Annotated in this window: 22 protein-coding genes; 16 read left to right on the forward strand and 6 right to left on the reverse strand. The window is 42.4% G+C overall.

Going from position 1 to position 26556, the window contains the following annotated elements:
* The first annotated feature begins 5 nt into the window (after positions 1-5).
* Together QUD85_RS05060 and QUD85_RS05065 are read left to right on the forward strand one after the other, a co-directional pair.
* Positions 6-269, forward strand: coding sequence for a YfcL family protein (locus QUD85_RS05060; RefSeq protein WP_093327432.1), 264 nt, complete (start codon positions 6-8; stop codon positions 267-269).
* Positions 270-408: 139 nt separating this feature from the next.
* Positions 409-915, forward strand: a complete 507-nt coding sequence (locus QUD85_RS05065; protein ID WP_322787095.1) for a prepilin-type N-terminal cleavage/methylation domain-containing protein — start codon at positions 409-411, stop codon at positions 913-915.
* A 189-nt stretch (positions 916-1104) separates the two neighbouring features.
* Here QUD85_RS05065 and mnmC read toward each other — a convergent pair whose 3' ends face one another.
* Positions 1105-3102 carry a bifunctional tRNA (5-methylaminomethyl-2-thiouridine)(34)-methyltransferase MnmD/FAD-dependent 5-carboxymethylaminomethyl-2-thiouridine(34) oxidoreductase MnmC gene (gene mnmC / locus QUD85_RS05070; RefSeq protein WP_245732043.1) on the reverse strand — a complete coding sequence of 666 codons (1998 nt, stop codon included), beginning with the start codon at positions 3100-3102 and terminating at the stop codon, positions 1105-1107.
* A gap of 188 nt (positions 3103-3290) precedes the next feature.
* On the opposite strand from mnmC, the gene fabB reads away from it, so the two are divergent.
* The 10 genes from fabB to purF all read left to right on the forward strand — a co-directional run bounded on the left by fabB (position 3291) and on the right by purF (position 15488).
* Positions 3291-4502 carry a beta-ketoacyl-ACP synthase I gene (fabB, locus tag QUD85_RS05075; RefSeq protein WP_093327437.1) on the forward strand — a complete coding sequence of 404 codons (1212 nt, stop codon included), beginning with the start codon at positions 3291-3293 and terminating at the stop codon, positions 4500-4502.
* A gap of 151 nt (positions 4503-4653) precedes the next feature.
* A complete protein-coding gene (locus QUD85_RS05080; RefSeq protein ID WP_245732044.1) occupies positions 4654-5775 on the forward strand; it encodes a 4-phosphoerythronate dehydrogenase in 1122 nt (373 codons plus the stop codon).
* A gap of 30 nt (positions 5776-5805) precedes the next feature.
* Positions 5806-6828: an aspartate-semialdehyde dehydrogenase gene (locus QUD85_RS05085; RefSeq protein ID WP_093327440.1), complete on the forward strand. Its 1023-nt coding sequence runs from the start codon at positions 5806-5808 to the stop codon at positions 6826-6828.
* Positions 6829-6970: 142 nt separating this feature from the next.
* Complete coding sequence (locus tag QUD85_RS05090; protein ID WP_093327442.1) at positions 6971-9511, forward strand: FimV/HubP family polar landmark protein; 2541 nt, start codon at positions 6971-6973, stop codon at positions 9509-9511.
* A 102-nt stretch (positions 9512-9613) separates the two neighbouring features.
* The gene (gene truA / locus QUD85_RS05095) at positions 9614-10399 is read left to right on the forward strand and encodes a tRNA pseudouridine(38-40) synthase TruA (protein WP_093327443.1); all 786 of its coding nucleotides are present in this window, start codon (positions 9614-9616) and stop codon (positions 10397-10399) included.
* Positions 10400-10632: 233 nt separating this feature from the next.
* Positions 10633-11490 (forward strand): acetyl-CoA carboxylase, carboxyltransferase subunit beta, encoded by an 858-nt coding sequence (accD, locus tag QUD85_RS05100; RefSeq protein WP_093327445.1) that lies wholly within the window; start codon positions 10633-10635, stop codon positions 11488-11490.
* Positions 11491-11493: 3 nt separating this feature from the next.
* Entirely contained in the window at positions 11494-12762 is a 1269-nt protein-coding gene (gene folC, locus QUD85_RS05105; RefSeq protein ID WP_093327447.1) for a bifunctional tetrahydrofolate synthase/dihydrofolate synthase, read from the forward strand.
* Positions 12763-12788: 26 nt separating this feature from the next.
* Positions 12789-13406: an SPOR domain-containing protein gene (locus QUD85_RS05110; RefSeq protein WP_093327448.1), complete on the forward strand. Its 618-nt coding sequence runs from the start codon at positions 12789-12791 to the stop codon at positions 13404-13406.
* 57 nt (positions 13407-13463) lie between these two features.
* Positions 13464-13946, forward strand: coding sequence for a CvpA family protein (locus QUD85_RS05115; protein ID WP_093327450.1), 483 nt, complete (start codon positions 13464-13466; stop codon positions 13944-13946).
* 24 nt (positions 13947-13970) lie between these two features.
* Positions 13971-15488, forward strand: a complete 1518-nt coding sequence (gene purF, locus QUD85_RS05120) for an amidophosphoribosyltransferase (protein ID WP_093327451.1) — start codon at positions 13971-13973, stop codon at positions 15486-15488.
* Positions 15489-15566: 78 nt separating this feature from the next.
* Here the strand turns inward: purF and QUD85_RS05125 are convergent, their stop codons facing one another.
* Positions 15567-16166: a Yip1 family protein gene (locus QUD85_RS05125; RefSeq protein WP_093327453.1), complete on the reverse strand. Its 600-nt coding sequence runs from the start codon at positions 16164-16166 to the stop codon at positions 15567-15569.
* A gap of 303 nt (positions 16167-16469) precedes the next feature.
* On the opposite strand from QUD85_RS05125, the gene QUD85_RS05130 reads away from it, so the two are divergent.
* Positions 16470-16745 carry a hypothetical protein gene (locus QUD85_RS05130; protein ID WP_093327454.1) on the forward strand — a complete coding sequence of 92 codons (276 nt, stop codon included), beginning with the start codon at positions 16470-16472 and terminating at the stop codon, positions 16743-16745.
* A gap of 432 nt (positions 16746-17177) precedes the next feature.
* Here the strand turns inward: QUD85_RS05130 and katG are convergent, their stop codons facing one another.
* Complete coding sequence (gene katG / locus QUD85_RS05135) at positions 17178-19364, reverse strand: catalase/peroxidase HPI (RefSeq protein ID WP_093327456.1); 2187 nt, start codon at positions 19362-19364, stop codon at positions 17178-17180.
* A gap of 316 nt (positions 19365-19680) precedes the next feature.
* Here katG and miaE point away from each other — a divergent pair, with 316 nt between their 5' ends.
* Both miaE and QUD85_RS05145 read left to right on the forward strand, forming a co-directional pair.
* On the forward strand, positions 19681-20436 hold the full coding sequence (gene miaE / locus QUD85_RS05140; RefSeq protein ID WP_093327628.1) for a tRNA isopentenyl-2-thiomethyl-A-37 hydroxylase MiaE: 756 nt from the start codon (positions 19681-19683) through the stop codon (positions 20434-20436).
* Positions 20437-20534: 98 nt separating this feature from the next.
* A complete protein-coding gene (locus tag QUD85_RS05145; protein ID WP_093327458.1) occupies positions 20535-22385 on the forward strand; it encodes a DUF885 domain-containing protein in 1851 nt (616 codons plus the stop codon).
* A 253-nt stretch (positions 22386-22638) separates the two neighbouring features.
* Here QUD85_RS05145 and QUD85_RS05150 read toward each other — a convergent pair whose 3' ends face one another.
* Positions 22639-23382, reverse strand: coding sequence for a UDP-2,3-diacylglucosamine diphosphatase (locus tag QUD85_RS05150; RefSeq protein ID WP_093327459.1), 744 nt, complete (start codon positions 23380-23382; stop codon positions 22639-22641).
* A 3-nt stretch (positions 23383-23385) separates the two neighbouring features.
* Positions 23386-23880, reverse strand: coding sequence for a peptidylprolyl isomerase (locus QUD85_RS05155; RefSeq protein ID WP_093327461.1), 495 nt, complete (start codon positions 23878-23880; stop codon positions 23386-23388).
* Between the two features lie 153 nt (positions 23881-24033).
* Between QUD85_RS05155 and cysS the strand changes: the two genes are divergently transcribed.
* Positions 24034-25422, forward strand: coding sequence for a cysteine--tRNA ligase (gene cysS, locus QUD85_RS05160; RefSeq protein ID WP_093327462.1), 1389 nt, complete (start codon positions 24034-24036; stop codon positions 25420-25422).
* A 136-nt stretch (positions 25423-25558) separates the two neighbouring features.
* Here the strand turns inward: cysS and folD are convergent, their stop codons facing one another.
* Positions 25559-26413 (reverse strand): bifunctional methylenetetrahydrofolate dehydrogenase/methenyltetrahydrofolate cyclohydrolase FolD, encoded by an 855-nt coding sequence (gene folD, locus QUD85_RS05165; protein WP_093327464.1) that lies wholly within the window; start codon positions 26411-26413, stop codon positions 25559-25561.
* Positions 26414-26556: the final 143 nt, after the last annotated feature.

Genomic DNA, 26556 nt, shown 5'->3' on the forward strand with positions numbered 1-26556 from the left:
TATTCATGAACTTACAAGATTTTTATCAATTTTTAGATGACGTAGTCGAGTCAAATGCCGACGCTGATGATTTATTTGCCTCAAGCTACATTCGAGGATTTGTTAGTTTACATGCGGCGGCCTTTGGCGACGAAAGTCAGCCATTGTCGCAAGCTTTGGCGAGTAAAGTGAGTGAAGAGTTAGTGAATGCCAAAAATGAATTAACGCCTCAAGACCAAGCTATTGTTGCCGCTTATTGGCAAACATTAACGCCAAAATTTTCGGCTTAATTTATTTTTACGGCGTATGTGCTGAAACTTAGAACAGAAAATAGTTGGCTTAGAATGCATTGGTGGTTAAAGTATAGCCATCTCTCGCGCCGCAAAGGCGCTTAAGACTCGCAGTAAGATGTATAGGTTGGATATAGTAGTGAACAAAGCGAAAGGCTTTACATTAATAGAACTCGTCGTTGTTATTGTAGTTGTAGGTATCTTGTCAGTAACGGCTTTGCCAAAATTTATTAATTTACAAGATGACGCTCATGCTGCCGTTGTGTCTGGCACGGGCGGGGCGTTTAAAGAAGCTATTTCATTAGCACATACAAAGTGGGTTGCAGGTGGTCATTCAGGACCAGTTGATAACTTAGATTTGTATGGAACAGGTTCTAATTTAATGGATATGAACCGATTCGGTTGGCCTGCTCAAAGCTGGTTTCCGTTTGAATCTGATCCCCAGTTAAACAATACCAATGATTGTATTTCGGTTTGGGGCGCAGTACTAGATAACAACTCGCCAACGGTTGCAACCAATGCGCAACAAGATTTTCAGGTCACTTATAGCAGCAACACCTGCACATACACTTATGTTGACCAGCCGGCATATTCAATATTCTATGACTCGGTCAATGGCGAAGTTGTGGTTGATACGGAGCTATAATCGGCTCCTAGTCGCAAGCAACATACGTTGAGCTGCACGCTTTGTCCTTTGTTCCTCGTTGCTCATAACATGCGTAGGGCTGCGAGCTTCGAGCTGCGAGTTAAAAGAGTGCTAAATCACCTGTTCCGCGTCCCTCGTTCCCAGGAGCGTTAGCGACGACTCCCCAGAATAGTGCGTAGAAATTAGTTGTTAGCACTTATTCTTAATAATATCCCTGATCACAAAACGATTGGGCGCAAGATTAAACAACATAGTATTATCGACAGGATAGGGAGCTGAACTAAGATCGGCAGCCAATATGTCTCCTAGTAGAGGCGCCGTACATAAGCCTCTAGCACCTAGCCCAGTTAATACATATAGGCCTTTTTTTACCGGCGCCGGGTCGTCATATTTCCAGTGTTTATCTTTGGCTAAATGAGGGTACACAGTTTTGTGTTGCTCTATATCAGGCATAGGCCCAACAATCGGCCAATGATCAGGTGTCATACAGCGAAGACGCGCTTTACTTTGAACTACATCTTTACTTGTCCATGGATTGAGATAACCCATGGCTTGATTAAGCATGTCTAGATTGTAACTATCGTCAGAGTCTTTTTGCTGTATTGAAAAATCATCTTTATCAAAAGTAGCGCCAATACAATGCTCGTTTTGATTCGCAGGTGTTAGATAACCTTTGTGGCAAATAACCGTACTCAGTTTATCAAGCGGCGCTTTGCTGATCATAGACGAAACTTGTCCTCTTACCGCATATACAGGCAGATGTTTTAGCTCATCAATATCACTTAACAAACCTTCAGCGCCAGTGGAAAGCACCAAGTGATTGACCAATAAGCTGCCTTTGTTGGTTTTTAATTGCCATTTAGTATGGTGTTTATCGTCTGCGAGCGGCGAAATTTGTTCAACGTTTACCTTGGTTTTGATTTTTACCTGACCAATCGCCTGCGCCGCTTTAAGCATTGCACTCACTAATTGTGCTGGCGCAATCCAGCCGGCTTTTGGGAAATACATGCCACCGTCATTCAAAGGGATATTGGCGCGCTCGCTGGCGGTTTTGGCATCGATTGCCTGTATTAATCGAGTTGACCAAGGCGATTTTTCTGCAAACTGCTGTTGCCGTTTACGCAAAGGCTCCTTAAAGGATAGCTCTAGTAGCCCACACCAATCATGGTCGAATTCATAGCCCTGTGCCAATAGCGTGTTATAACGACCCAATGCATGTTCAAACGCTTTTTCATAGAAAATGCTGATGTCATCTTTAACAAGATGAATGAGAGGGTATATAGCACCAATGGCATTGCTTGACGCACCTTGAGCAATACTTTCGTCTTTGCAATACAGGGTTACTTTAATGCCTGCTTTCGCTAGTGAATAGGCTGCACAAGCACTGGCGATTCCGCCACCAATAATGGCGACATGTTGCGGCTTTGTTGTTAACGGCCTTTGCATGTAACCCTTATGCTTGGGCATCTGAAACTTGCCGGCGAGCATTTCTTTTTTCTTGCCCTTTGCTACCTGTTTATAAATCCGAAAACCAGCTGTTGTTAAGCCGCGCTTTACTATACCGGCAACAGTAAACGTTGCTACTGTGGCTTGTTCGGCGGACAAGCGATGCATTTGCTGGAAAAGCGCAGGAGACCACATGTCAGGGTTCTTTGCTGGTGCGAAACCATCTAAGTACCAGGCATTGATCTTGTTTTCATAACGACGGTCCAAGCCAGACAAGCTTTGTGCAGCATCGCCGATTAATAAAGACAAGGTCACTTTGCCATCTAGAAATTTCAGTTTACAACTGTTGCTTGTTTGCTCGGGGTATTGTGACAACAAAAGCGATACTACAGCACTTAATTGCGGTAGTAGTAATAGAGATTGCTCAAGCGTTGCTTTGTCTAACGGGAATTTTTCTGTACTGATAAAATGCAGCGTAGGTAGCTCGGCTATGTCGTGTTCTTGAGCCAGCGACATAAAAAGTTGTAGCGTTAGCAGAAAATTTAATCCGGTGCCAAAACCGGTTTCGGCGATAGTAAAGTCACTATCGCTTTTAAGCAGGCGCTGCCTTATATCATTGCCATTAATGAATATGTCTTCGCTCTGACTACAGCCATCTTCTGTATCAAAATATATATCATCAAATTGGGTAGAGAATGGCGAACCATCTTGTTGAAAAATGATTGAATTAGAAGAAGTCACAATATTAATTTAAGCAATATTCGGTTAGACTGAGCCCAAATAATAACATGAACCTCGCTTATTTAGCCAAATTTAGCCTGCTGATCATGACCTTACAGTGATTGAGCGTACAAGTGTTCACTGGATAGACCAGTAAAAGGCGCAAATCGGTTAAAATACGCGAGATTTTTGACAATGCGAGTGAAAGAATGAAACGTGTCGTAATTACAGGATTAGGTGTTGTATCAAGTATTGGTAACAACGCTGATGAAGTAACGGCTGCGCTAAAAGCAGGCCGTTCAGGTATATCTCGTTCAGAAAGTTTTGAAGAAGTTGGCCTACGTAGCCAGGTTTGGGGTAAGCCAAACATCGATATTAAAGAGCATATTGACCGTAAAGCACTGCGCTTTATGGGTGAAGCAGCAGGTTATGCATACATTGCGATGCAACAGGCAATTGAAGATGCCAAATTAACTGATGAGCAAGTATCAAACTTCCGCACTGGTATCGTTGCCGGTTCTGGTGGTGCTTCATCTGACAATACAGTTTCTTCAAGCAAAACGTTACTTGATCGTGGCGTAAAGCGTGTTGGCCCTTATGCTGTACCAAAAACAATGTCGAGCACGTGTTCAGCGTGTTTAGCAACACCATTTAAAATTAAAGGTGTGAACTACTCGATCAGTTCAGCTTGTGCAACATCTGCGCATTGTATTGGCCATGCAATGGAGCTTATTCAATTAGGTAAGCAAGATATTGTCTTCGCCGGTGGTGGTGAAGAAGTACATTGGACGATGGCTGGTATGTTTGATGCAATGGGCGCGTTGTCGACTAAATACAACGAAACGCCTGAAAAAGCATCAAGAACTTATGATGCAGACCGCGATGGTTTTGTTATCTCTGGCGGTGGCGGTATGGTTGTCGTTGAAGAATTAGAGCATGCCTTAGCACGTGGCGCACACATCTATGCGGAACTTGTTGGTTACGGCGCAACATCTGACGGCTTTGACATGGTTGCACCAAGTGGTGAAGGTGCTGTTCGTTGTATGCAGCAAGCAATGCATGGCGTTGACGGCGACGTAGATTACTTAAACACGCATGGTACTTCTACGCCAGTGGGTGATGTTAAAGAATTAGGCGCTATCCAAGAAGTATTCGGTGGTAAGTCTCCAGCGATTAGCGCGACTAAAGCAATGACTGGTCACGCGTTAGGTGCTGCTGGTGTGCATGAAGCAATTTATTCACTATTGATGATGGAAAACAACTTTATTGCGCCGTCAATCAATGTGGAAACCCTTGATGAAAAAGCTGAAGGTTTGGATATTGTGACACAAACACGTGAACAATCGCTTGACCTTGTTATGTCAAATAGCTTTGGTTTTGGTGGCACCAACTCAACGTTAGTATTTAAAAAATACGCGTAGTAAACTAGCCCACCAGCAAAAAGTTTGAAATGCCAATCAGTTTGCTGATTGGCATTTTTTTTTGGCTGTAGATTAAACACCATTTTTGTGATGTTTTGCCTAAGGTATGTGATATCGAGGTGGGACTTTAATCTTTTGATACAAAGATAATATGATGAATATTTACTACGATGAAAACATGCCTTATGTTGCTGATTTTTTTGGCGGTATGGGTCAATTGTTTCCATTTGCGGGCAGAGAAGTAGATGCTGAGCAAATTTCAAACGCCGATGTTTTGTTGGTGCGTTCGATAACCCAGGTTAACCAGCAGTTGCTGGCGAGAAATCCGCGTATTCAATTTGTGGGTACCGCGACAATTGGCGTTGATCACATTGACCAGCCATACCTCGCATCAAAAAATATCGCCTTTAGCAGCGCACCAGGGTGTAATGCCATTTCTGTTGCAGAATATGTTATTAGTGCGTTGGTTATTTGCGGTGAAAAATATCAACGGGATATTAGTGAGCTAAGTGTTGGTATTGTAGGCGCAGGTAATACAGGCACACGCGTCAGTGAAAAACTAGCGGCTCTTGGTATTGAATACAAGTTATGTGACCCTCTTTTAGAGCGCTCTGGCGATGAGCGACAGTTTCACTCGCTTGAAGACGTGTTAGCTTGTGACGTGATATCACTCCATGTGCCTTTAACAAGAGAAGGCGAGCACGCCACTTATCATTTGTTGGATGCGAACAAACTGTCGCGATTAAAACCCGAGCAATGGCTGTTTACCGCGTGCCGCGGCGAAGTCATTGATAACAACGCTTTGCTCAGTATGAAACAACAGGGCCACGGTCTTACATTAGTGTTAGATGTATGGGAAGGTGAACCCAACGTACTACAGCCGTTAATTGAGTATACGGATATAGCGACCGCACACATTGCTGGTTATAGCTTAGAAGGAAAAGCTCGTGGTACTGAAATGCTTTATCAGGCATTATGTCAGCATCTAGAAATAGACCCTACTATTACACTAGATAAGGTATTACCAGCGGCAGAAGTCAGTGAATTTGAATTAACTTCAGACGCTGACTCGATAATGCGAAATAAATTAATAAAAATGGTCTATGACGTTCGTCGTGACGATGCTATATTTCGCTCTCAGCTTAATGAGATTGGCTTTGACAATATTCGCAAAACCTACCCAGTTCGCCGAGAGTTTTCATCGCTATCAATAAAAGCGGGTGAATATAATGCATCGCAGCAACTCATGGATTTAGGCTTTAAACTCAAGTAAACAGAAAGAAGAAGTAAAGAGAGAAAGAAGATGGCACAAAAATTTGACGTTTGTGTATTAGGCGCTACAGGACTTGTAGGCAAAACTATCATGGAAATATTGGAACAACGCGATTTTCCAATTAATAAACTTTATCCGTTAGCAAGTGCTCGCTCTGCTGGTGAAGTTATTGAGTTTAAAGGTGAAAGTATCGAAGTGTTAGACGCAGATCATTTTGATTGGAGCTTAGCACAAATCGGATTCTTTTCTGCCGGCGGTGCAACGTCTGCTAAATTTGCACCTTTAGCGGGTGAATCTGGTTGTATTGTAATCGATAACACATCAGAGTTTCGCTACGAAGAAGATATTCCATTGGTTGTGCCGGAAGTTAACCCACACGCATTAGCAGATTTTCGTAATCGTAACATTATTGCAAATCCAAACTGCTCAACTATTCAAATGCTTGTTGCCCTTAAGCCGATTCACGATGCGGTAGGTATTTCACGCATCAATGTGAGCACATACCAATCAGTATCAGGCGCTGGTAAAGAAGCAATGGATGAATTAGCGAAGCAATGTGCTGATTTGTTAAGTGGTAAGCCAGTAGAACCGAAAGCATTTTCTCGTCAAATTGCGTTCAATGTGATTCCTCAAATTGACGTATTCCAAGACAATGGTTACACCAAAGAAGAAATGAAAATGGTGTGGGAAACAAAGAAAATTTTTGGTGATGAAAATATCTTAGTTAATCCAACTGCTGTACGTGTACCGGTATTTTATGGTCACGCTGAAGCCATCCATATCGAAACGAATGCGCCAATTTCTGCCGAAGAAGTAAAAGACTTACTTGAACAAGCGCCAGGTGTTGTAGTTTGTCGTGATGACGAAGACTTCCCAACACAAATTGGCGACGCAAGTGGTAAAGATGAAACATTTGTTGGCCGTATTCGCGAAGATATCAGTCACAACCAAGGTATCAACTTGTGGGTTGTAGCAGATAATGTGCGCAAAGGTGCAGCTACGAACAGTGTGCAAATTGCCGAATTACTAGTGCAAGAATATCTAAACTACTAAAGATGTAACACGCAATTGAATGTTAAGAGCCCGCTAAGCTAAAGCGGGCTTTTTTATGCTTGTCACTTAATCATTAAATAGGGTAGTCTTTGTTATATAAGTTTAGGCCCCCGCCAATATAATAATTATCAGGAAAATAAGCATGGCTAAGTCATTTGTTGCCCAAAAAGCAGCGGCAATTTTAATGGGTGCAATCGCAGTAACATCCTTCACCTACATAGATGCTGCAACAGCAAGCGATTATGGATATTACAATAAAGCAGAGCGCAAGTTTGGTCCTATTAGTGCTAAAGATACGCTTTGGAATATATCTAACAAAGTAAGACCTGATAATGAGGTCACAATATACCAAGTAATGCAGGCGTTATTTGACGCAAACCCAAAGGCTTTTTCCGATGGTAATCGCAACCATTTGGTTGAAGGGGCTTATTTGAATATTCCGTCTAAAGCACAGATGTTAAAAGCTGAGCCAACGAATGCGCCTAGCACGTCGAAAAAAGCAACCACTAAGCCTAAACAACAAGGCCCAGTGATCAAGAAAACGTTAAAATCAAGCAACACCACCACAACCAAGGTGACTAACACTCCAGCGGCTAAAAAGTCAGTTAAGCTTCAGCCTATTAATGAGAAGCAATTAGCAGAGCTTAATGCGATCAAAGCTGAACTACAGCGTTCTATTGAAGATCTAGAAGCCGCGTTAGCTGAGAATGAGCAGCTTAAAGCTGATTTAGATAGCGTTAATCAGCGTATTGTTACTTTACAAAAAGCGGCTTCTGATGCGGATACAGCCTACAACCACCAGTTATCGGTTGTTGAAGAAAAAGAACAGCAATTAACTACAGCCAAACAACAAAACGCACAATTAACGCAGCAACTGACACAACAAAAAACTGCCGCGCAACGTGCACAAACGCCTGATTATATGATGTTAGGTGCATCTGCTGGCGGTGCGGCATTGTTAGTATTCCTCATCATGTTGCTATTTGGCCGTAAAAAAGGTGGAGAGCAAACAACACAACCTTCTCCGTCAGACGACAATGATAGTGGCGTAACATCGCTAGCTGATTTAGTAGCAGATGATGCTGAAGATAAAAAAGAACAAGAAACAGCAGAAACAGTCGATGCTGAAGAACAAACAGAGCAAGATGAAAAGGAAACGGCTACGCTAGAAAACGAATTAGTAGAAGCGCATGTTGAAGATGAGCCTACAGAGCGCTTTGAAGAAGAAACGGCGGTAGTTGAGTCTGACCTTGCAGAAGAAACAGAGGTTGCATCAGAAGAAAGCACTGAAACAGAAGAAAACACTGAATCAGAAGAAACTTTGACGCAAGAAGAGCAAAAAAATGAGCCAGTAGACTTATTAGCACCGGCAGAAGAGCTTGATGATGAAGCGATGGATAAGATCATCGATAGCGTGCTTGAAGATCAAAAAGCGCTTGAAGAAGATGTCGCTAATCAAGAAATCACTGATGCTGAAGATATCGATTCGGTGTTAAGAGATGTTGGCGTTGCAGGCCCTTACATTGAAGAAGCCGAAACAAAAGAAGAGATTACCGAATTATCGCAACTCGATGAAGTGTTAGATGAGATGCCGGAAGTGGCATTTGAAGAAGAAACTGCACCGATCATGCCACCTGAAAAAAGTGAGGTGGAAGAAGAGGTAGAAGTTATCCAAGACAGCGCCGCTGATTCAGCCAGTGAAGATGATACTTTGTCGTTAGAAGAGCAAACCGAGCAAGAAGAGACTGCTGACGGTTCTAATCTTAATCAAGTAATGAACACCATCGCACAAGAACAATTCGAAGAAGACATCGCGACTGAAGAAGACAAGCCGATGACTATCGATGATGTGATGAATCAGACCGCACAAGCGCATTTTGAAGAACAACAATATGAAGCAACAACAGAAGATGATGTTGATCCACTTAAAACGTTTGAACAAAGTTATTCCAGCAATGCAGTTGAACTCGATTTAGGCGTGATTCCACAAAACAGCTTTGAACAAGGCAGTGGTAGTGATTTACCCGAGTTTACTGAGGAATATTTAGCAAGCTTGCCAGAAGATGAAGAAATTGAAGACGGCGACGAATTCCTGCTTCAAGATAAAGAAGAGGGTGGTTCGGTCTTTGGCGATTTGCTGAAAGGGTCACCTAGCAAACGAGCTAGTGACGAAGCGCTTGCAATCGATGATATGGAAGCCTTGGAAGACGTCGATTTTGATGATTTATTGGCGGATATCGAGCAAAAAAATAAAGCACAGCAGCCTGCTCCTCAAAGTAAATTTCCTACAAAAATTGGGTTTGCAGACGAAGAAGAAGCAAGCGATACGGCTGGAGAAGAAACTGCAGAAGCTCAGCAAAAACCGGCAAGTGACCCGAGCGAACATATTGATGTAGATGATTTGCTTGAGGAAACATTAGATCCAATAAAAGACGAACCTTACAACCTAGAAAATATGGATGTTGGTTTAGAGGAGTTTCCTGAGTTTAAACAACAAGAAGCCGTTGACGTTGATTTAGTTGGTGACAGTGGCTTTGATGAAAAACTCGACTTAGCCCGTGTATACATTGATATGGACGACACAGAGGCTGCATTAGAGTTACTTAACGATGTGTTAGTCAATGGTAGTGATGACCAACAACAAATTGCACAAGCGCTGATTGACCAGCTGAAAAAGAAGTAAACGCGAAAAAGCCAGCATTACGCTGGCTTTTTTAATCCCGCTATAAAGTTGGCGAAAGGCAATAAATAGGCGATAATGCGCGTCCACAAAACGGAGGACAAAATGCGTTACGCGATTGGTGTTGAATACAATGGTGAAAATTACTTTGGCTGGCAAAGGCAAAGAGATGTTGTCAGTGTGCAACAGCGCCTTGAAGAAGCTTTGTCGCATATTGCTAATGAACCCATTGAAGTGGTTTGTGCGGGCCGCACAGACACAGGTGTCAATGCAACCAATCAAATAGTTCATTTTGACTGTAATAAGCCAAGAAAGCACGTTGCTTGGACGCAAGGGACAAATTCAAAGTTACCTAAAGATATCGCCGTTAAATGGGTCACTGAAGTGGACGAAAGCTTCCATGCTCGCTTTAGCGCCACCGCTCGTCGCTACCGATATATCATTTACAATGGTCCCCTTAGACCAGCGATCATGGCCAATGGTCTGAGCTTTTGTCATTATCCGCTTGACGAAACCTTAATGCATCAAGCCGCACAAGTTTTGGTCGGCGAAAATAATTTTGATTCGTTTCGAACGGTTCATTGTCAAGCCAATAGCCCTATTCGTACCGTTAAACATTGCAATGTAAGCCGCCAAGGTGACTTTGTGATTATAGATATAAAAGCCAATGCATTTTTACATCATATGGTGAGAAATATTGCTGGCAGTTTGATGAAAGTGGGTAAGAAAGAGCGCCCTATAGAGTGGATTGCGCAAGTACTTGCTGCGCAAGATCGCACCGTTGCAGGTATGACAGCACCATCAGGCGGACTATATTTTGTTGATGTAGACTACCCAGAGCAATACGCGTTGCCTACCTATTCACTTGGCCCACTGTTCATCCCTGAGTAACACTTTATTAAGCCACATTGTTTGTTTTGCTATTATTATAGCTAGCTAACCGTGTGATTTTAGGTTATTACTACTGACTAGACCGACCAGTTTTTGCTATAAATAGGTAGGGTATTTGTGGTTTAATGCGCGGTTAGAAACTAGCTACGAATATGTCGGTAACTAGTCAAGAATTTATATGGTGTTGGTAACGTGCCAGCAACATGAACACAGGCTTAAGGCAATAAAATAATATGAGTTGGATAGAAAAAATTCTCCCTCGTGCAAACTCAACTGAGAAGAAGAATATTCCAGAAGGTGTTTGGGCGCAGTGTCCCTCCTGTAACGCAATGCTCTATAAGGCAGAATTAGAGCGTCAAATGTCGGTTTGTCCGAAATGTGATCACCATATGCGTATTTCTGCTCGTCATCGCATTGACAGTTTCTTGGATGAGGGTAACCGCGAAGAGTTAGGCAGTGAGTTAGAGCCACAAGATATTCTCAAGTTTAAAGACTCTAAAAAATACAAAGACCGTATTTCTTCTGCGCAAAAAGTAACAGGCGAAAAAGACGCACTGGTTGTGATGAAAGGCGAACTTCACGGTATGCCTATCGTGGCAGCGGCCTTTGAATTTTCATTCTTAGGTGGATCAATGGCGTCAGTTGTAGGTGCAAGGTTTGTGCGCGCTGCAGAATACTGCTTGGAACATAATTTACCGCTAGTTTGTTTTTCAGCGAGTGGCGGTGCTCGTATGCAAGAAGCATTGTTATCATTAATGCAAATGGCTAAAACCAGCGCAGCATTAGCTAAAATGAGTGAAAAAGGTCTTCCTTATATCTCTGTGTTAACCGATCCAACGATGGGCGGTGTATCGGCAAGTTTAGCTATGCTAGGTGATGTAAACGTGGCTGAACCAAAAGCTTTGATTGGCTTTGCTGGTCCTCGCGTAATTGAGCAAACGGTACGTGAAAAATTACCTGAAGGCTTCCAACGCAGTGAGTTTTTGTTGGAAAAAGGTGCTATCGATTTAATTGTTGACCGCAGAAATATGCGTGATAAATTAGCGCAACTCATCGCTAAGTTTACGGGTGCAGAGTCACCCATCGCGTAATATATGACCGAAAAACATCAAAAAAGCCACTTAGTTAATCAATCATTAGCTCAGTGGCTTTCTTATTTAGAGCAGATCCATCCCACTGAAATTGACCTTGGTCTAGGTCGTATCACACAAGTTGCAGAGAAACTCGCGGTCGACTTGTCGTTCGCAAAAGTTATTACCGTAGCAGGTACTAATGGTAAAGGGACCACGTGCGCCTTTCTAGAGAACGCATTATTGGATATGAAGCAGCGCGTAGCTGTATATTCTTCACCGCATATTCACCACTTCAACGAACGTCTAAGGATTAATAAACAAGACGTTAGTGATACCCCTTTGATTAGTGCCTTTGAAGCGATAGAAACGGCGCGCGGCGATATATCGCTGACGTATTACGAATATACAACGCTAGCGGCGCTTTTGGTGCTGATGGATGAGAAGCCTGATGTTGTCATACTAGAAGTTGGCTTGGGTGGGCGACTCGATGCCACGAACTTAATTGATGCGGATATTGGCGTTATTACGTCGATAGATTTAGACCATCAAGCTTTTTTGGGCAATACGCGAGAACTGATTGGTGCTGAAAAAGCCGGTATTTTTAAAGCAAATAAAAAAGCGGTTGTTGGTGACCCCAATGCGCCGCAATCAGTGCTAACTAAATTGGATGAATTAGGCCTTATACACAATGTTCGGGGGAGTCAGTTTGATATCCTCGATGACGGCAATACGTGGCAATACCATGCACAAGGTTATGTCGTTAAAAACTTAACTCAACCTTGTATACCGCGTGACAATGTCGCAACGGCAATCACTGCATTGCGCGCATTAGCTTTTGAATTTTCCGAACAGCAGATTAATCAGTGGATTGATATAACCCGCGTGCCAGGAAGAACAGAGATATTTCACGGTCATTGCGATGTAATGTTGGATGTTGGGCACAACCCTCATGCCGTTAGATATCTGGCGGGTTACGTTAAAAGTAAAGGTTATGCAAAGATTCATGCGGTTGTTGGGATGCTTAAAGACAAAGAAATATCCGCCACTTTGTCAGAAATAGAGCAATATGTTGATCATTGGTATTTTTGCAGCTTAGATGTGCCACGGGGGGCTACAGCCAAAGAAATGCTGTCTCGATTTGCGCCTGCCAATCAGCATGTGAATTGCTTTGACAATGTCATTGAGGGTTATACAATGGCATTAGAAAGTGCGCAACAGCATGATTTAGTACTTATCTTTGGCTCATTTTTCACCGTTGCCGAAGTGCGTCATTTATTGCTAAACGAATAACAATAATAATTTTACAGGAGTAAGTTTTGTCTACACCTTTTCAAAATAGATTGGTCGGGACCATTATTGTAGCCGCAGTAGCAATTATTGTATTGCCTGATTTGCTTGACGGTGAAAAGAACCGAAATCAGGCTGACTTTGAAAATATTCCTCAGGCGCCTCAGTTTGAAAGTACACGTGAAATTAAAACATTTCCTGAAGAAAAACTCGATGCGTTGCCTCAAGAGCAAGTAGTTGATGAGGTAGCGGTTGAAGATCAAACTGAAGAAAATACACCTGCGAATGTTGTGCCGGAAGATGCTAACACCAAAATAGAGCCAGTAGCACAGCAACCAAAAACCAAGCAAACAAAGCCGGAGCAAACAACGACTTCCTTGCCTGAAAAAGCAGTGGCGCAGCAAGCATGGGTCATTCAACTTGGTAGCTTCCGTGATAAAAACAATGTAAATGCGCTTGTCAAAAAATTGCGAGCAAGTGGCTACACCACCTTTACTCGCCCTGTAAAAACCAAAACAGGCGAATTAACAAAAGTCTTTATTGGTCCAGAGCTTATTCAGAGTAAGTTGGAAAAGCAGTTACCTAAATTGGAAAAAGAATTTTCTTTAAAAGGGCGAATCGCGCGATTTTCTCCGACAAATAATTAGGCATATTGCTCTGCCTCTGGTAGAATGCGCGCGACTAATCGGTGAGAACACTAGTTTATGATTTGGATCGATTATGCCATTATCGCAATTATTGGCATATCAACATTAATTAGCCTGGTCAGAGGATTTGTCAAAGAAGCTGTTTCTTTGGTAGTTTGGATCAGTGCGTTTTTTGTCGCCAGTACATTTTATCCAAATCTCGCCTCACTGCTCACAAATATTTCTGACGAACTTGTCAGAAACGCCGCTGCAATCGCCATTCTATTTATCTCGACATTAATCGTCGGCGCACTCGCAAACTACGTCATTGGACAGCTCGTTACTAAAACAGGATTGTCAGGTACTGATAGAGTACTTGGTTTATGTTTTGGTGCGCTTCGTGGTGTACTTGTTGCTAGTGCCATCTTATTTTTTATGGACTCTTTCACCCCTGCATCGGATGCAGATTGGTGGCAAGATTCTCGATTAATTCCTGAGTTTAAATTAGTGATTGAGTGGTTTTTTGACTATTTAAAAGAAAGCTCTAGCTTTCTTAACTGATCTTTAAAGACGGAGTAAAACCAAATGTGTGGTATCGTAGGTATTGTAGGTAAATCACCTGTAGGGCAATCAATTTATGACGCCCTAACTGTATTGCAGCACAGAGGCCAAGATGCAGCAGGTATTGTTACCATTTCTGATAACACCTTTAGACTTCGCAAGGCTAATGGCCTAGTGAAAGATGTTTTTCATACTCGCCATATGCATAGACTACAAGGCGATATCGGTATTGGCCATATTCGCTATCCTACTGCAGGTAGTTCAAGCTCTTCAGAAGCTCAACCTTTTTATGTGAATTCACCGTTTGGTATTTCACTTGCTCACAATGGTAATTTAACAAATGCCGATGAGTTAAAAGATTGGTTATTCAAAACAGCGCGCCGTCACGTAAATACCACGTCTGACTCAGAATTACTGCTTAATATACTAGGTCACGAGCTACAAGAAGCTGGTGGTATTTCACTTACTCCGGATGAAATTTTTACCGCTGTTGCTAATGTTCACGAGCGCGTCAGAGGTGCATATGCGACAGTAGCATTGATTATCGGTCATGGTATGTTGGCATTTCGTGATCCAAACGGTATCCGCCCAATGGTTTTTGGTAAGCGTGAAACTGAAACAGGCACTGAATATATGGTTGCGTCTGAATCAGTAGCACTTGATGCCTGTGATTTTGAGTTTGTACGCGATGTAGCACCGGGTGAAGCGATTTATTTTTCGGAAGACGGACAATTACACAGCAAACAATGTGCTAAAGCACCAAATTACAGTCCTTGTATCTTTGAGTTTGTTTATTTTGCTCGCCCAGACTCAACCATCGACAAAATGTCTGTTTACGCGTCACGCGTAGAAATGGGCAGAAAGCTTGGTCAACGCATTGCGCAAGTATGGGATGATTTAGATATCGATGTTGTTATCCCTATCCCTGAAACATCTAACGATATTGCACTGCGTATAGCTCAGCAATTGGAAGTACCATACCGACAAGGTTTTGTTAAAAACCGTTATATTGGTCGTACATTTATCATGCCTGGCCAAGAAATGCGTAAGAAGTCTGTGCGACGCAAGCTAAATGCAATTGGTACAGAATTTAAAGACAAGAACGTTTTGCTAGTAGATGACTCTATTGTGCGTGGTACTACGTCAGAACAAATTATTGAAATGGCTCGTGCAGCAGGTGCAAAGAAAGTTTATTTTGCTTCTGCAGCGCCTGAAGTTCGCTTCCCTAATGTCTATGGTATTGATATGCCAAGTGCGAACGAGTTAATTGCTCATGGTCGTGAAGTGGAAGATATTTGTGAGCAAATTGGTGCTGACAAACTTATTTTCCAAACTAAAGATGATTTGATTAAAGCGGTTGGTATGCACAACCCAGAAATTACGCAATTTGAAACGTCAGTATTTGACGGCGAATATTTAACTAACGATATAGATCAAGGTTACCTAGAAAAGCTTGATGCTGCGCGTAATAACGAAGTGAAAGAGACGTCAGATAAAAACGCTGACTCTATCCTTGATTTGCATAATGAAGGTGCGAGCTAGGTTTTTCTCTATAGCAACAGCTATACGACACCCACAAAAAAAGCGCTTTCAAAGCGCTTTTTTTATTGCCTTAATAGTCTAGTGCACATATTCACCGACAAAGCCCATGCTGTAAAGCACAGCGGCTGTCGCTAACATGCCGACCAAAACAACAAGTCCAACGGTTACAACCGAACTCGCGTAGATAAAGCCTTTCTCGCTTGGTATGCGCATCATAATCGGCACACCCGAATATAGCAGGTACACTGAGTATGCGATTGCCAACATTAATGCTAATGTGACGAACCATAACACAGGATATAGCGTTGCTATACCAACCATTAACAGTGGTGTTGCTGTATAAGCAGCAAGCTCTAATGCTTGGCTCATATCTGGCGCAGCATCAAATGTTTCACCCATCCATTTGATTAAATAAGCTAACGCGAACACTCCCATCACAGAACCTGCGTACATTGTTACCGACATCATTAATGCACTTTGCTCTGTTAATTTTATCGGGTCTCCAGCGCCCACTGTCCACCCAATATGAGCAGCAGCAAAATAACTGCAGATAGCGGGAATTAATGCAACAACAAGTATGTGTACTAAGCTGTACATCATGCTCTCGTGGCGTTTTTCAATTGTTTCCCACTCTTGTCTTGGGTGAGCGTATAAACCCCAAATATGGTCTAAGATCATAACGTCTTCCTCATGCTGTCCCCGATTCATTACTTCTTTATACGTAATGACTTTAGTTATAGATTTTTAACAGGTCGTTTATTTTATTCTTATCCTGTTAACCTATTTATGAGGTCTGATCGAAAATTAGTCAAGAACTGATTGGTATTTATACAAAAATAAAATCAAATTGAATATTGTTATAACCAAAATAAATATAAATGATGTTTTTAAAGGGTGTTCTCTATTTTGTTTTTAGCAAGTGCGCGACTAAAAAGTATTTATTCCTTATACTGTTATCGTCAATATTAACAGTAGATTGCTATGCCAACTCAGCGAGAAAAACTATTAAAGAAACACACCAATTTAATTCAAACGGATAATGTAAAAGTGGTGTCTCATGTGCAACGTGAAGAGGATGATTGGTTTTTGAATACGGTTATGATCGAGGACGTTGATGTACCTTTTAAGTATAAACGTAAACAATTGTATCGATCTTTGAATGGTCAGCGAGTTAACTTAAGTTATTATCCAGACGAAGAGCAGGTCGCCGGTTTTTCAATTGAGGTGATGAAAGTCGTACGAATTAAGGTTGCATAAAAAACGCCAGTCTAAGTTCATGTATAGGTCATTTAGCTGATGACAGACAAATTGTATTCTAGCTTTAATCTTCAAATTCGTATTTATCAATTCAGTAATTAGATAGCGAGCCTCAAATTCAACACCAACTCACCTTTGAGTTTTACAGAAAATTTAGAAGTTGTTCACGTATACAGGCTTCATGGATGAAGCCAAGGCGAGGAGCACAAGGACGTGCTCTTGAGGCGTTACGTCGACAACAAATGACCAAAATTTTTTGAGTACAAAACTCCAGGTGACGCGGGGGTATGTCCTAGGGGTATCGCGCAATACCCCTGGACCTGCTGTCGGCAGCCCGACATGTTTTAATTAGATAATGCCTTAATAACGGGACAATACAAGCTTAACTGATCGGGTTAAGCTTGATTTCAGCTTGTTAGCATTCCAATAATACTACGCAGATAGGTCGAACCTATCTGCATTCATGACCTTAGCCCATGCGTTAACAAAATCATTAACGAAAGCTTGCTCATTTCCGGCGCTTGCATAGTACTCGGCTATGCCACGCAGCTGCGAATTTGCGCCAAAGACAAGATCTACTCGAGAAGCTGTCCATTTTTCTGCGCCGCTAGTCAGGTCCGTTCCAACAAAACTTGCAGCGCTGGCATCAACAGGTGCCCACTTAATATTCATATCAAGCACATTGGTAAAAAAGTCTGTGCTTAACACACCGGGTTGGCTAGTAAAGACACCTTGTTGCGAGCCACTATGGTTAGCATTCAACACACGCAACCCACCCACGAGCGCTGTCATCTCAGGCGCTGTTAAACCAAGCAACTGCGCTTTATCAATCAGCAGTTCTTCTGCAGGTGCATTAACGCCATTTTTTACAAAGTTTCTAAAGCCATCTGCGATAGGTTCTAGCACCGCAAAACCCTCTTCATCAGTTTGCTCTTGGCTGGCATCAACTCGACCTGAAGTAAATGGAACATCGACATTAAAGCCACCAGAAGATGCTGCTGACTCTATCGCTGCAGTTCCAGCTAGTACAACTAAGTCAGCTAAGCTCACCTCAATACCAGAGTTTTGTTGAATAGTTTTTAGTGTACTTATGACTTGTTCAATACGCTCAGGATCATTGGCTTGCCACTGGTTTTGCGGCGCAAGCTGAATCCGCGCTCCATTTGCTCCGCCACGATAATCTGAACCTCTATAGGTAGATGCGCTCGCCCATGCGGTAAAAATAGCGTCATTGGCAGTTATTTCACTGTCTAAAATGAGCTGTTTTAATGCCGCAATGTCTGCATCTGACAGTGGCTTTCCTGCATCTGGTAAAGGGTCTTGCCACAGCAAATCTTCAGAAGGTACTTCACTACCGACATAACGAGACTTAGGCCCCATATCTCTGTGAGTAAGTTTGAACCAAGCGCGCGCAAAGGCATCACCAAACTCGTCGGGGTTTTGATGAAAATGCTCTGAAACCTTGCGATAGGCAGGGTCTTCAATCATTGCCATATCTGCCGTTGTCATCATCAAACCAACTTTTTTGTTTGCATCTTCGGCATCAGGTGCGTGATCATCGTCTGATAAATCGACAGCCGCCCATTGATAAGCGCCCGCAGGGCTTTTAGTTAACCACCATCTATAGCCAAACAATACATTGAAATAATTGTTATCCCATTGCGTTGGGGTAGGGGTCCAAGCACCTTCTATGCCACTGGTGATGGTATCGCTTCCCTTGCCGCTGGCGTGAGTACTTAACCAACCTAGCCCCATTGCTTCCATTGGCGCTGCCTCAGGTTCAGGACCAACATGGGCCGCGTCGCCAGCGCCATGTGCTTTACCGAAGGTATGCCCACCTGCTGTTAGTGCAACAGTTTCGTAATCGTTCATACCCATGCGAGCAAAGGTATCGCGTATATCTTGTCCAGAGGCTACTGGATCAGGCGTTCCATCTGGCCCTTCTGGGTTAACATAAATCAGCCCCATTTCAACCGCAGCTAGCGGGTTTTCTAAATCTCGCTCTCCTGAGTAACGTTTACTTGTTAGCCACTCGGTTTCTGCGCCCCAATAAACGTCTTCTTGTGGCTCCCACACATCTTCACGACCACCACTAAAACCAAATGTTTTAAGACCCATAGATTCTATTGCAACATTGCCGGTTAAAATTAATAAATCAGCCCAAGATAAGTTGTCACCGTATTTTTGTTTGATAGGCCAAAGCAATCGTCTGGCTTTGTCTAAATTGCCATTATCTGGCCAACTGTTTAGCGGCGCAAAGCGCTGACTGCCGGTATTGGCGCCACCACGACCATCTGACGCTCTATACGTGCCTGCAGCATGCCATGCCATACGAATCATAAAGGGACCATAATGGCCATAATCTGCCGGCCACCATGATTTTGAATCTTTTAGTACATGCTCGATATCGGCTTTTACTTGTTTAATATCTAGTGAGGCAAATGCAGCAGCATAATCTGTTGTTACGTGCGCAGGTTTAGATTTTGTATCGTTCTGATGGAGAATTTTGATATTAAGTTGATTTGGCCACCAATCATTGTTGGTGGTGCCCGTTTTGGCTTTTGTGGTCACACTGCCATGCATAAAAGGGCACTTTCCGCCTGCGTTTTCTGTTGTCATAGGTTTTCCTCATTCGATAAGGTGTTGGCATTTGATAAGTTAGTTATAGACAACAAAGTGAGCATTTAAAAATGGGAATAGCCAATCACGCTAATCGAAAAACTCGATTAAACGAAAAAAGAAAAAGGCCGCAGTCAAACCTTAGTTTGCTACGGCCACTGATCTAGCAGAGTCAAAGGATTCTTTTACTTGCACAAAATTGTGTTAATCATTTTTAATCTCTGCAATTGCTAGGATTGCTGAGCAACAATACTTGTTGCAACTTGCTGGACAGATTAAAATAGGCGTGATTTTTACTAGCATATTTGCATCTCATATGTACGACGACTTACTTGCACCGATTAAATCTTTTCTGTTGTGTGAAACGCCTGAAAAATGGATAGAAAAAGCGAAACAGCCCGAGCAGCTTCAGCTGTTGCTAACTGACCATATGATATGTGAACTTAAGGCGGCACAAACTGCGATGTATTTGATTCGTAAGTATGCAGTAGATAAAGACAGTGGCGAGGCATTGCTTGCTTGGCTTGCCCCATATGAAGCGTTTATTTATCGTAAGCAGGGCAGTATCGAAGATCTAGCAAGCAAAAATAAACTGTCGAAACAGATACTGCCGAAATCGACATCAGCGTATGGTCAAGAGCTGATCGATAAAATGGTGTTGTTGATTAAAGAAGAATTACATCATTTCTATCAAGTGCTAGAAATTATGCATCAACGGGGCATTAGCTATGAAAGCATTACGCCAAGCAGATATGCTAAAGGAATGATTTCTAAGGTCACCAGCTATGAACCATACACACTTGTCGATAAGCTGATCATTGGTGCTTACATTGAAGCGCGCTCTTGTGAACGTTTTGCTAAATTAGCACCGCATCTAGACGACGAACTTAATAGCTTTTATGTTTCGTTATTGCGCAGCGAAGCTCGTCATTATCAAGATTACTTGTCATTAGCACAGCAAATATCGCCAGAGGATATTACGCCACGTGTAGAATTTTTCGGAAAATTAGAAGCCGAATTGATTAGTTCGCCAGACAGCGATTTTAAATTCCACTCAGGTTTACCTCAATAATCTGTCACTGTTTTCTTGATTTGTTTTACTTTTTCCTAAAAAGTGCTTAGCTTTTTAAGGTCAAAATTATTTTTATAAAAACGAATCAAGGATTTAACATGAAAAAATCTTTACTAGTTGCCGCCTTAGCAACCTCATTGCTAGTCGCTTGCCAGTCAGCAAATGACAGTAAACCTGCTGCTGTCGTAGATCAAGCTGAAATACAAGCAGAAACAAGCCGTTTAAATGCATGGTTCGACGTTAAATATGAAGAACAGCTGCAAAGTAGCCCATTGATGATGACATTTTTGGGCCGCAAAGATAAATACGATCAATTTAATGACTTTAGTTATCAGCAAGCAGACAAAGACTTGGCGTGGCGCAAAGCGTCGGTTGAGGAAATGGAAGCTTCGTTTGACTACGACAAGTTATCAGCCGATGGCAAGATTTCATATGATTTGTGGAAGTATACTTATCAACGTGACCTAGAAGCCTCAAAATATAGAAGCCATGAGTATGTGTTTACTCAGATGAATGGTACGCAAGCTTTTCTACCAAGCTTTATGATCAATTTCCACAAAGTAGATAGCAAAGAGGATATGGTTGCTTACAACGCTCGTTTATCTGGTATTGGAAAAGCAATTAATGACTTACTTGCTATTGCAAAAGATAACGCGGCAGGAGGTGTTCGTCCGCCTAAGTTTGCTTACGAAGGTGTTATAGAACAATCGCTAAATGTGATTACAGGCGCACCATTTGATAAGAGTAACACCGTATCTCCACTTCGTGCTGATGCAAAAGCTAAAGTGGATGCTTTAGTGAAAGCTGAAAAAATCACGCCTGAAGAAGCTAATACATTGCTTGAACAAAATAGAACCGCCTTACTAGAGAACATAGCACCTGCCTATGGTGAACTTGTCACTTGGTTCAAAGAAGATATTAAAAATACCGATGAAATTGCAACAGGTGTAGGTAAACAAAAAGGTGGTGTTGAATATTATAACTACCGTTTAAAAGCGAACACGACAACAGAATTAACCGCTGATCAAATTCATCAAATAGGTTTAGATGAAGTTGCCCGAATCAAAGCAGAAATGATCGCTATTAAAGATTCGGTAGGTTTTGAAGGTGACTTACAAGCCTTCTTTAAGTTTGTAAAAACAGACAAACAGTTCTTCTACCCAAATACAGATGAAGGCCGTCAGGCGTATATTACAGATACCGAAGCCTTTCTCGATGAGATTAACCAAAAGTTGCCAGACTACTTTGGCATTTTGCCGAAAGCGCCACTCGTGGTTAAGCGTGTAGAATCGTTTAGAGAGGTTGCCGGTGCACCTCAGCATTATTTTCCAGGAAGCCCAGACGGAACGCGCCCGGGTGTCTATTATGCTCATTTACTTGATATGAATGCGATGCCGAAAAATGAAATGGAGGGTGTCGCTTATCATGAAGGTAACCCAGGCCACCATATGCAGATTTCGATTGCACAGGAATTAACCTCTGTACCTAAGTTTAGAACGCAACTTGGCTTTACCGTTTATTCTGAAGGGTGGGGACTATATGCCGAGCTTTTAGCCAAAGAAATGGGTCAGTATAAAAACCCTTATTCGGATTTCGGTCGCTTAGTTAATGAAATGTGGCGTGCTGTTCGTTTAGTTGTAGATACTGGTCTGCACTCAAAAGGCTGGACGGAACAAGATGGTATCGATTACTTTACTGAAAACACACCTATTTCTGCTGGCGCAATTAAGCAAGAAGTGCGTCGTTATATTGTTTGGCCAGGCCAAGCAACAGCATACAAAATTGGTATGTTGAAAATATTAGAACTTCGAGCGAATGCAAAACAGGCGCTTGGCGACAAGTTTGATATTAAAGGCTTCCACGATGTTGTTTTAGGTGGTGGTGCGGTATCACTCGATGTATTAACATTGCGCGTTGACCAATGGGTTGAGTCGGTTAAAGCGGGTTAGGATAATACTTGGGCTACGGGCTACGGGCTACGGGCTACGGGCTACGGGCTACGGGCTACGGGCTACGGGCTACGGGCTACGGGCTACGGGCTACGAGCTGCAAGCTGTGGGCTAGGAGGCTTCAACTGAATAACTCGAAGCACATAGCTCGCCGCACCAAGCTAATTTGAAAGCAATAGTTAGGCATTTCAAAATAAAAAAAGAGTGACTCGTCACTCTTTTTTTATACTTGTATTTTAACTTTTTACTTTTACTAGCCTTTAAAAGGCTGGTTCAGCAATTCCATACTGTCAGGGGTTACTTTTAACCAAGCACCTTGATCGTACCAATCACCCAGTACAATGCGCTCCGCTGGCTGTCCATTTGCTTCAATTTTATGGCGATAAGGCCTATGGGTGTGACCATGAATCATGAGTTGGCAATGATATGCTTCGAGCGTTTCTATGACTTCGCTCGGTGTTACATCCATAATCTCTTGAGCTTTCATTGCCGTTGCAGCGGCACTTTTCTTGCGATAATTTTCAGCCATATTGCGACGCACGAATAAAGGTAACGCGCGCATGATGCCTTGCCACCACCAAGTGCGAGACTTTTTACGAAACTTTTGATACTCAACATCACGTGTACACAAGGTATCGCCATGCAATATCACCGCCTGCTGACCATACAGGTCGATTAATTCAACATCGTCGAGTAAGGTCATACCAGCCTGTTTACAATAGTCCTTGCCAATCGCAAAGTCGCGATTACCTTGAATAAAGTATATGGCTGTGCCGGTATCCGATAATGTTTTTAATGCTGTCGCTATCTTGCGATTAAATGCGGTATCGTTGTCGTCACCTATCCAGTACTCGAACAAGTCGCCTAGTATGTATAGTGTTTGCGCCTTCGTTGCTTCTGTCTGCAAAAACGCGAGAAAGCAGTCGGTGATGTCCGTTCTGCTCTCCACTAAGTGCAAATCAGCAATAAAGTAGGTAAGTGGCTGCTTTGACGTCATTAATTATGCTACAACCGTTGCAGATTCAATTACGATTTCTTCTTTAGGTACATCTTGGTGGAAACTGTAATTACCTGTTTCTACTAAGGTCATTTTGTCTACGATGTCCATACCTTCAACAACCTCACCAAATACACAGTAGCCCCAACCATGCATAGTTTCACTTTGGAAGTTTAGGAAATCATTATCAACTAGGTTAATAAAAAACTGCGCTGATGCAGAGTGAGGGTCTTGCGTACGTGCCATCGCTAATGTGCCACGCTTATTGGTTAAACCGTTATTCGCTTCATTTTTAATTGGCGCACGTGTTTGCTTTTCTACCATGCCTGATTCCATGCCACCGCCTTGCGCCATGAAGCCTTTAATAACGCGATGAAAAATAACGCCATTGTAGAAGCCTTCTTCTACATATTGTTGAAAGTTTTTAGCGGTTTCTGGCGCGTTGTCAAAGTCCAAGGCAATTTTAATTTCGCCCAAGTTTGTTTTTAATAAAATCATGAGAATACTCTTGTATCGTTGAATTAGCGCAATTGTATATCAACAGAGCGAGAGAATAAATCTAATGAAGTTGAAAGTGGTATAGGGTACAATTGCCGCGATTTTTTTAAACCGCCCAATGGCATAGATAAAACACAGGATTAAAAAAGGCTTATGCTTCAGATTTACAATACCTTAACCCGTCAAAAAGAGACTTTTAAACCACTAGTACCTGGCAAGGTCGGTTTATATGTTTGCGGTGTTACAGTGTATGACCTGTGTCACATTGGCCATGCTCGCACTTACATTGGTTTTGATAATATCGTTCGCTACATGCGATTTACAGGATTGGATGTTAACTACGTGCGTAATGTCACCGATGTGGAAGATAAAATCATTAATCGCGCAGCCGAAAATAACGAAGACTGGTTAGGTTTAGTAGATCGTAATATCGACGAAATGTATAAAGATTTCGATGCGCTTAATTTACTTCGCCCGGATATTGAACCGCGTGTAACCACACACATGCAAGAAATTATCGATATGATTGAACAACTTGTGGCAAAAGGTAATGCTTATGTGGCAACCAGTGGTGATGTATTGTTTGATGTTTCAAGCTTTGAACAGTACGGGCAATTAAGTGGTCAGAATCTAGAACAGTTACAAGCAGGTTCACGTGTTGAAGTGGACGAATCTAAACGTAACCCGCTAGATTTTGTGCTGTGGAAAATGGCCAAACCGGGTGAACCAAGTTGGTCTTCACCGTGGGGCGAAGGGCGCCCTGGTTGGCATATTGAATGTTCAGCAATGAATGCTAAAGAGCTTGGTGCCCATTTTGATATTCATGGCGGTGGTAGCGACTTGTCGTTCCCTCATCATGAAAATGAAATCGCGCAAAGCTGTTGCGCACTTGATACCCCTTATGTGAATTATTGGATTCACACAGGCATGGTACAAGTCGACCAAGAAAAGATGTCTAAATCGCTAGGTAACTTTTTTACCATACGTGAAGTCCTTGAAAAATATGACGCGGAAACGACTCGATTCTTTTTAACGTCGGGCCACTACAGAAGCCAATTAAACTATTCGACAGACAACTTAGACCAAGCGCGTGCAAGCGTAGAGCGTATCTATACGGCGCTGCGCGACGTGGACGTGCCTGCAGATTTTGTGTTGGACAAGACACATCCGGCAGCTGAGAAGTTTTGTCAGGCAATGGATGACGACTTCAATACACCAGAAGCACTAGCAGTGCTGTTTGAATTGGCAAAAGAGCTTAACGTAGCGAAGCAAAGCGATAATCAACAAGACGCTATTACCTTAGCTGGCACGTTGAAAACTTTAGGTGGTTTGCTAGGTATTTTACAGCAATCACCAGAAGCGTTTTTACAAGGTGGTGGTGATGAAGATGAAGTTGCCGTAATTGAAGCCTTAATAGCGCAACGCAATCAGGCACGAGCTGATAAAAATTGGGCGCTAGCCGACGAAGCACGGGATAAGTTAAAAGCGATGAATATTGTGTTAGAAGATAGTGCCGGTAAAACCACGTGGCGAAAAGCCTAATTCAACGAGATAATTAGAATTTCAACAACAAAAAAGGCGCTAAAAGCGCCTTTTTTATTTTTGTATACTGATACACATCGAGCCGTCATTTTTCTACTTCACGTCGCCCGAAGCACGCAGCTAAATAACATTTCTGCTATGCATTAAACTCTTCACATGCGATTAATGTGTTTTCAATAAGGCTAGCTACTGTCATCGGGCCAACACCACCAGGGACCGGCGTTATGAAGGCTGCTTTATCTTTAGCTACATCAAATTCGACGTCACCTACCAATTTGCCATTGTCTAAACGGTTGATACCAACATCAATCACAATAGCGCCTTGTTTAATCCAATCGCCTGGGATAAAACCTGGTTTGCCTACAGCAACAACGACTAGATCGGCATTGCGTACTTTAGTTTCTAAATCTTGAGTGAAGCGATGCGTTGTCGTCGTCGTACATCCAGCTAGCAGTAATTCGAGTGTCATTGGACGACCGACAATATTCGATGCGCCAATAACCAGTGCGTCTAAACCATGAGTTTTAACACCTGTTGACTCGATAAGAGTCATGATGCCCTTTGGTGTACATGGGCGCAGGCCAGGTTGTCTTAATGCGAGCTTGCCAACGTTTGCAGGATGAAATCCATCAACGTCTTTCTTTGGGTCAATGTGTTCAATCACTAAGTTAGCGTCTAAGCCCTCAGGTAAAGGTAGTTGCACCAAGATGCCGTCGATTTCGCTGTCATTATTAAGTTGAGTAATTAGGTCAAGCAATTCTGTTTCGCTTGTTTGTGCTGGCAGATCATATGATTTAGAAACAAAACCTACTTCTTCACACGCCTTACGCTTACTGCCCACGTAGACTTGTGATGCAGGATCTTGGCCTACAAGGATCACAGCTAAACCAGGCGCTCTTAAGCCTTTGTCTAAGCGCTGCTCAACGCGTTGTTTTACAGAAGTTCTAAGTTGTTTGGCAATATCCTTGCCGTCAATAAGTGTTGCAGACATGTCGGTTATCTAATTACTACAGGTTAGCGGTTATTTATGCGGCGCTATTTTCGCACAAATAGACTAAAAATGTATAGCTTATTTGTTGTCAATTGAGCAGCAATCGCATTGTATACATTATGCTTTTAAAGAGGGATTACTTT

The sequence above is a fragment of the Thalassotalea agarivorans genome (genome assembly GCF_030295955.1).
In the GTDB taxonomy this organism is placed as follows: domain Bacteria; phylum Pseudomonadota; class Gammaproteobacteria; order Enterobacterales; family Alteromonadaceae; genus Thalassotalea_D; species Thalassotalea_D agarivorans.

Bases quoted from the DNA above. Each gene is read 5' to 3' on its own strand.
- QUD85_RS05060 (WP_093327432.1), top strand. From the start codon at position 6: ATGAACTTACAAGATTTTTATCAATTTTTAGATGACGTAGTCGAGTCA.
- fabB (WP_093327437.1), top strand. From the start codon at position 3,291: ATGAAACGTGTCGTAATTACAGGATTAGGTGTTGTATCAAGTATTGGT.
- QUD85_RS05080 (WP_245732044.1), top strand. From the start codon at position 4,654: ATGATGAATATTTACTACGATGAAAACATGCCTTATGTTGCTGATTTT.
- QUD85_RS05085 (WP_093327440.1), top strand. From the start codon at position 5,806: ATGGCACAAAAATTTGACGTTTGTGTATTAGGCGCTACAGGACTTGTA.
- QUD85_RS05090 (WP_093327442.1), top strand. From the start codon at position 6,971: ATGGCTAAGTCATTTGTTGCCCAAAAAGCAGCGGCAATTTTAATGGGT.
- truA (WP_093327443.1), top strand. From the start codon at position 9,614: ATGCGTTACGCGATTGGTGTTGAATACAATGGTGAAAATTACTTTGGC.
- accD (WP_093327445.1), top strand. From the start codon at position 10,633: ATGAGTTGGATAGAAAAAATTCTCCCTCGTGCAAACTCAACTGAGAAG.
- folC (WP_093327447.1), top strand. From the start codon at position 11,494: ATGACCGAAAAACATCAAAAAAGCCACTTAGTTAATCAATCATTAGCT.
- QUD85_RS05115 (WP_093327450.1), top strand. From the start codon at position 13,464: ATGATTTGGATCGATTATGCCATTATCGCAATTATTGGCATATCAACA.
- purF (WP_093327451.1), top strand. From the start codon at position 13,971: ATGTGTGGTATCGTAGGTATTGTAGGTAAATCACCTGTAGGGCAATCA.
- QUD85_RS05125 (WP_093327453.1), bottom strand. From the start codon at position 16,166: ATGATCTTAGACCATATTTGGGGTTTATACGCTCACCCAAGACAAGAG.
- QUD85_RS05130 (WP_093327454.1), top strand. From the start codon at position 16,470: ATGCCAACTCAGCGAGAAAAACTATTAAAGAAACACACCAATTTAATT.
- katG (WP_093327456.1), bottom strand. From the start codon at position 19,364: ATGACAACAGAAAACGCAGGCGGAAAGTGCCCTTTTATGCATGGCAGT.
- miaE (WP_093327628.1), top strand. From the start codon at position 19,681: ATGTACGACGACTTACTTGCACCGATTAAATCTTTTCTGTTGTGTGAA.
- QUD85_RS05145 (WP_093327458.1), top strand. From the start codon at position 20,535: ATGAAAAAATCTTTACTAGTTGCCGCCTTAGCAACCTCATTGCTAGTC.
- QUD85_RS05150 (WP_093327459.1), bottom strand. From the start codon at position 23,382: ATGACGTCAAAGCAGCCACTTACCTACTTTATTGCTGATTTGCACTTA.
- QUD85_RS05155 (WP_093327461.1), bottom strand. From the start codon at position 23,880: ATGATTTTATTAAAAACAAACTTGGGCGAAATTAAAATTGCCTTGGAC.
- cysS (WP_093327462.1), top strand. From the start codon at position 24,034: ATGCTTCAGATTTACAATACCTTAACCCGTCAAAAAGAGACTTTTAAA.
- folD (WP_093327464.1), bottom strand. From the start codon at position 26,413: ATGTCTGCAACACTTATTGACGGCAAGGATATTGCCAAACAACTTAGA.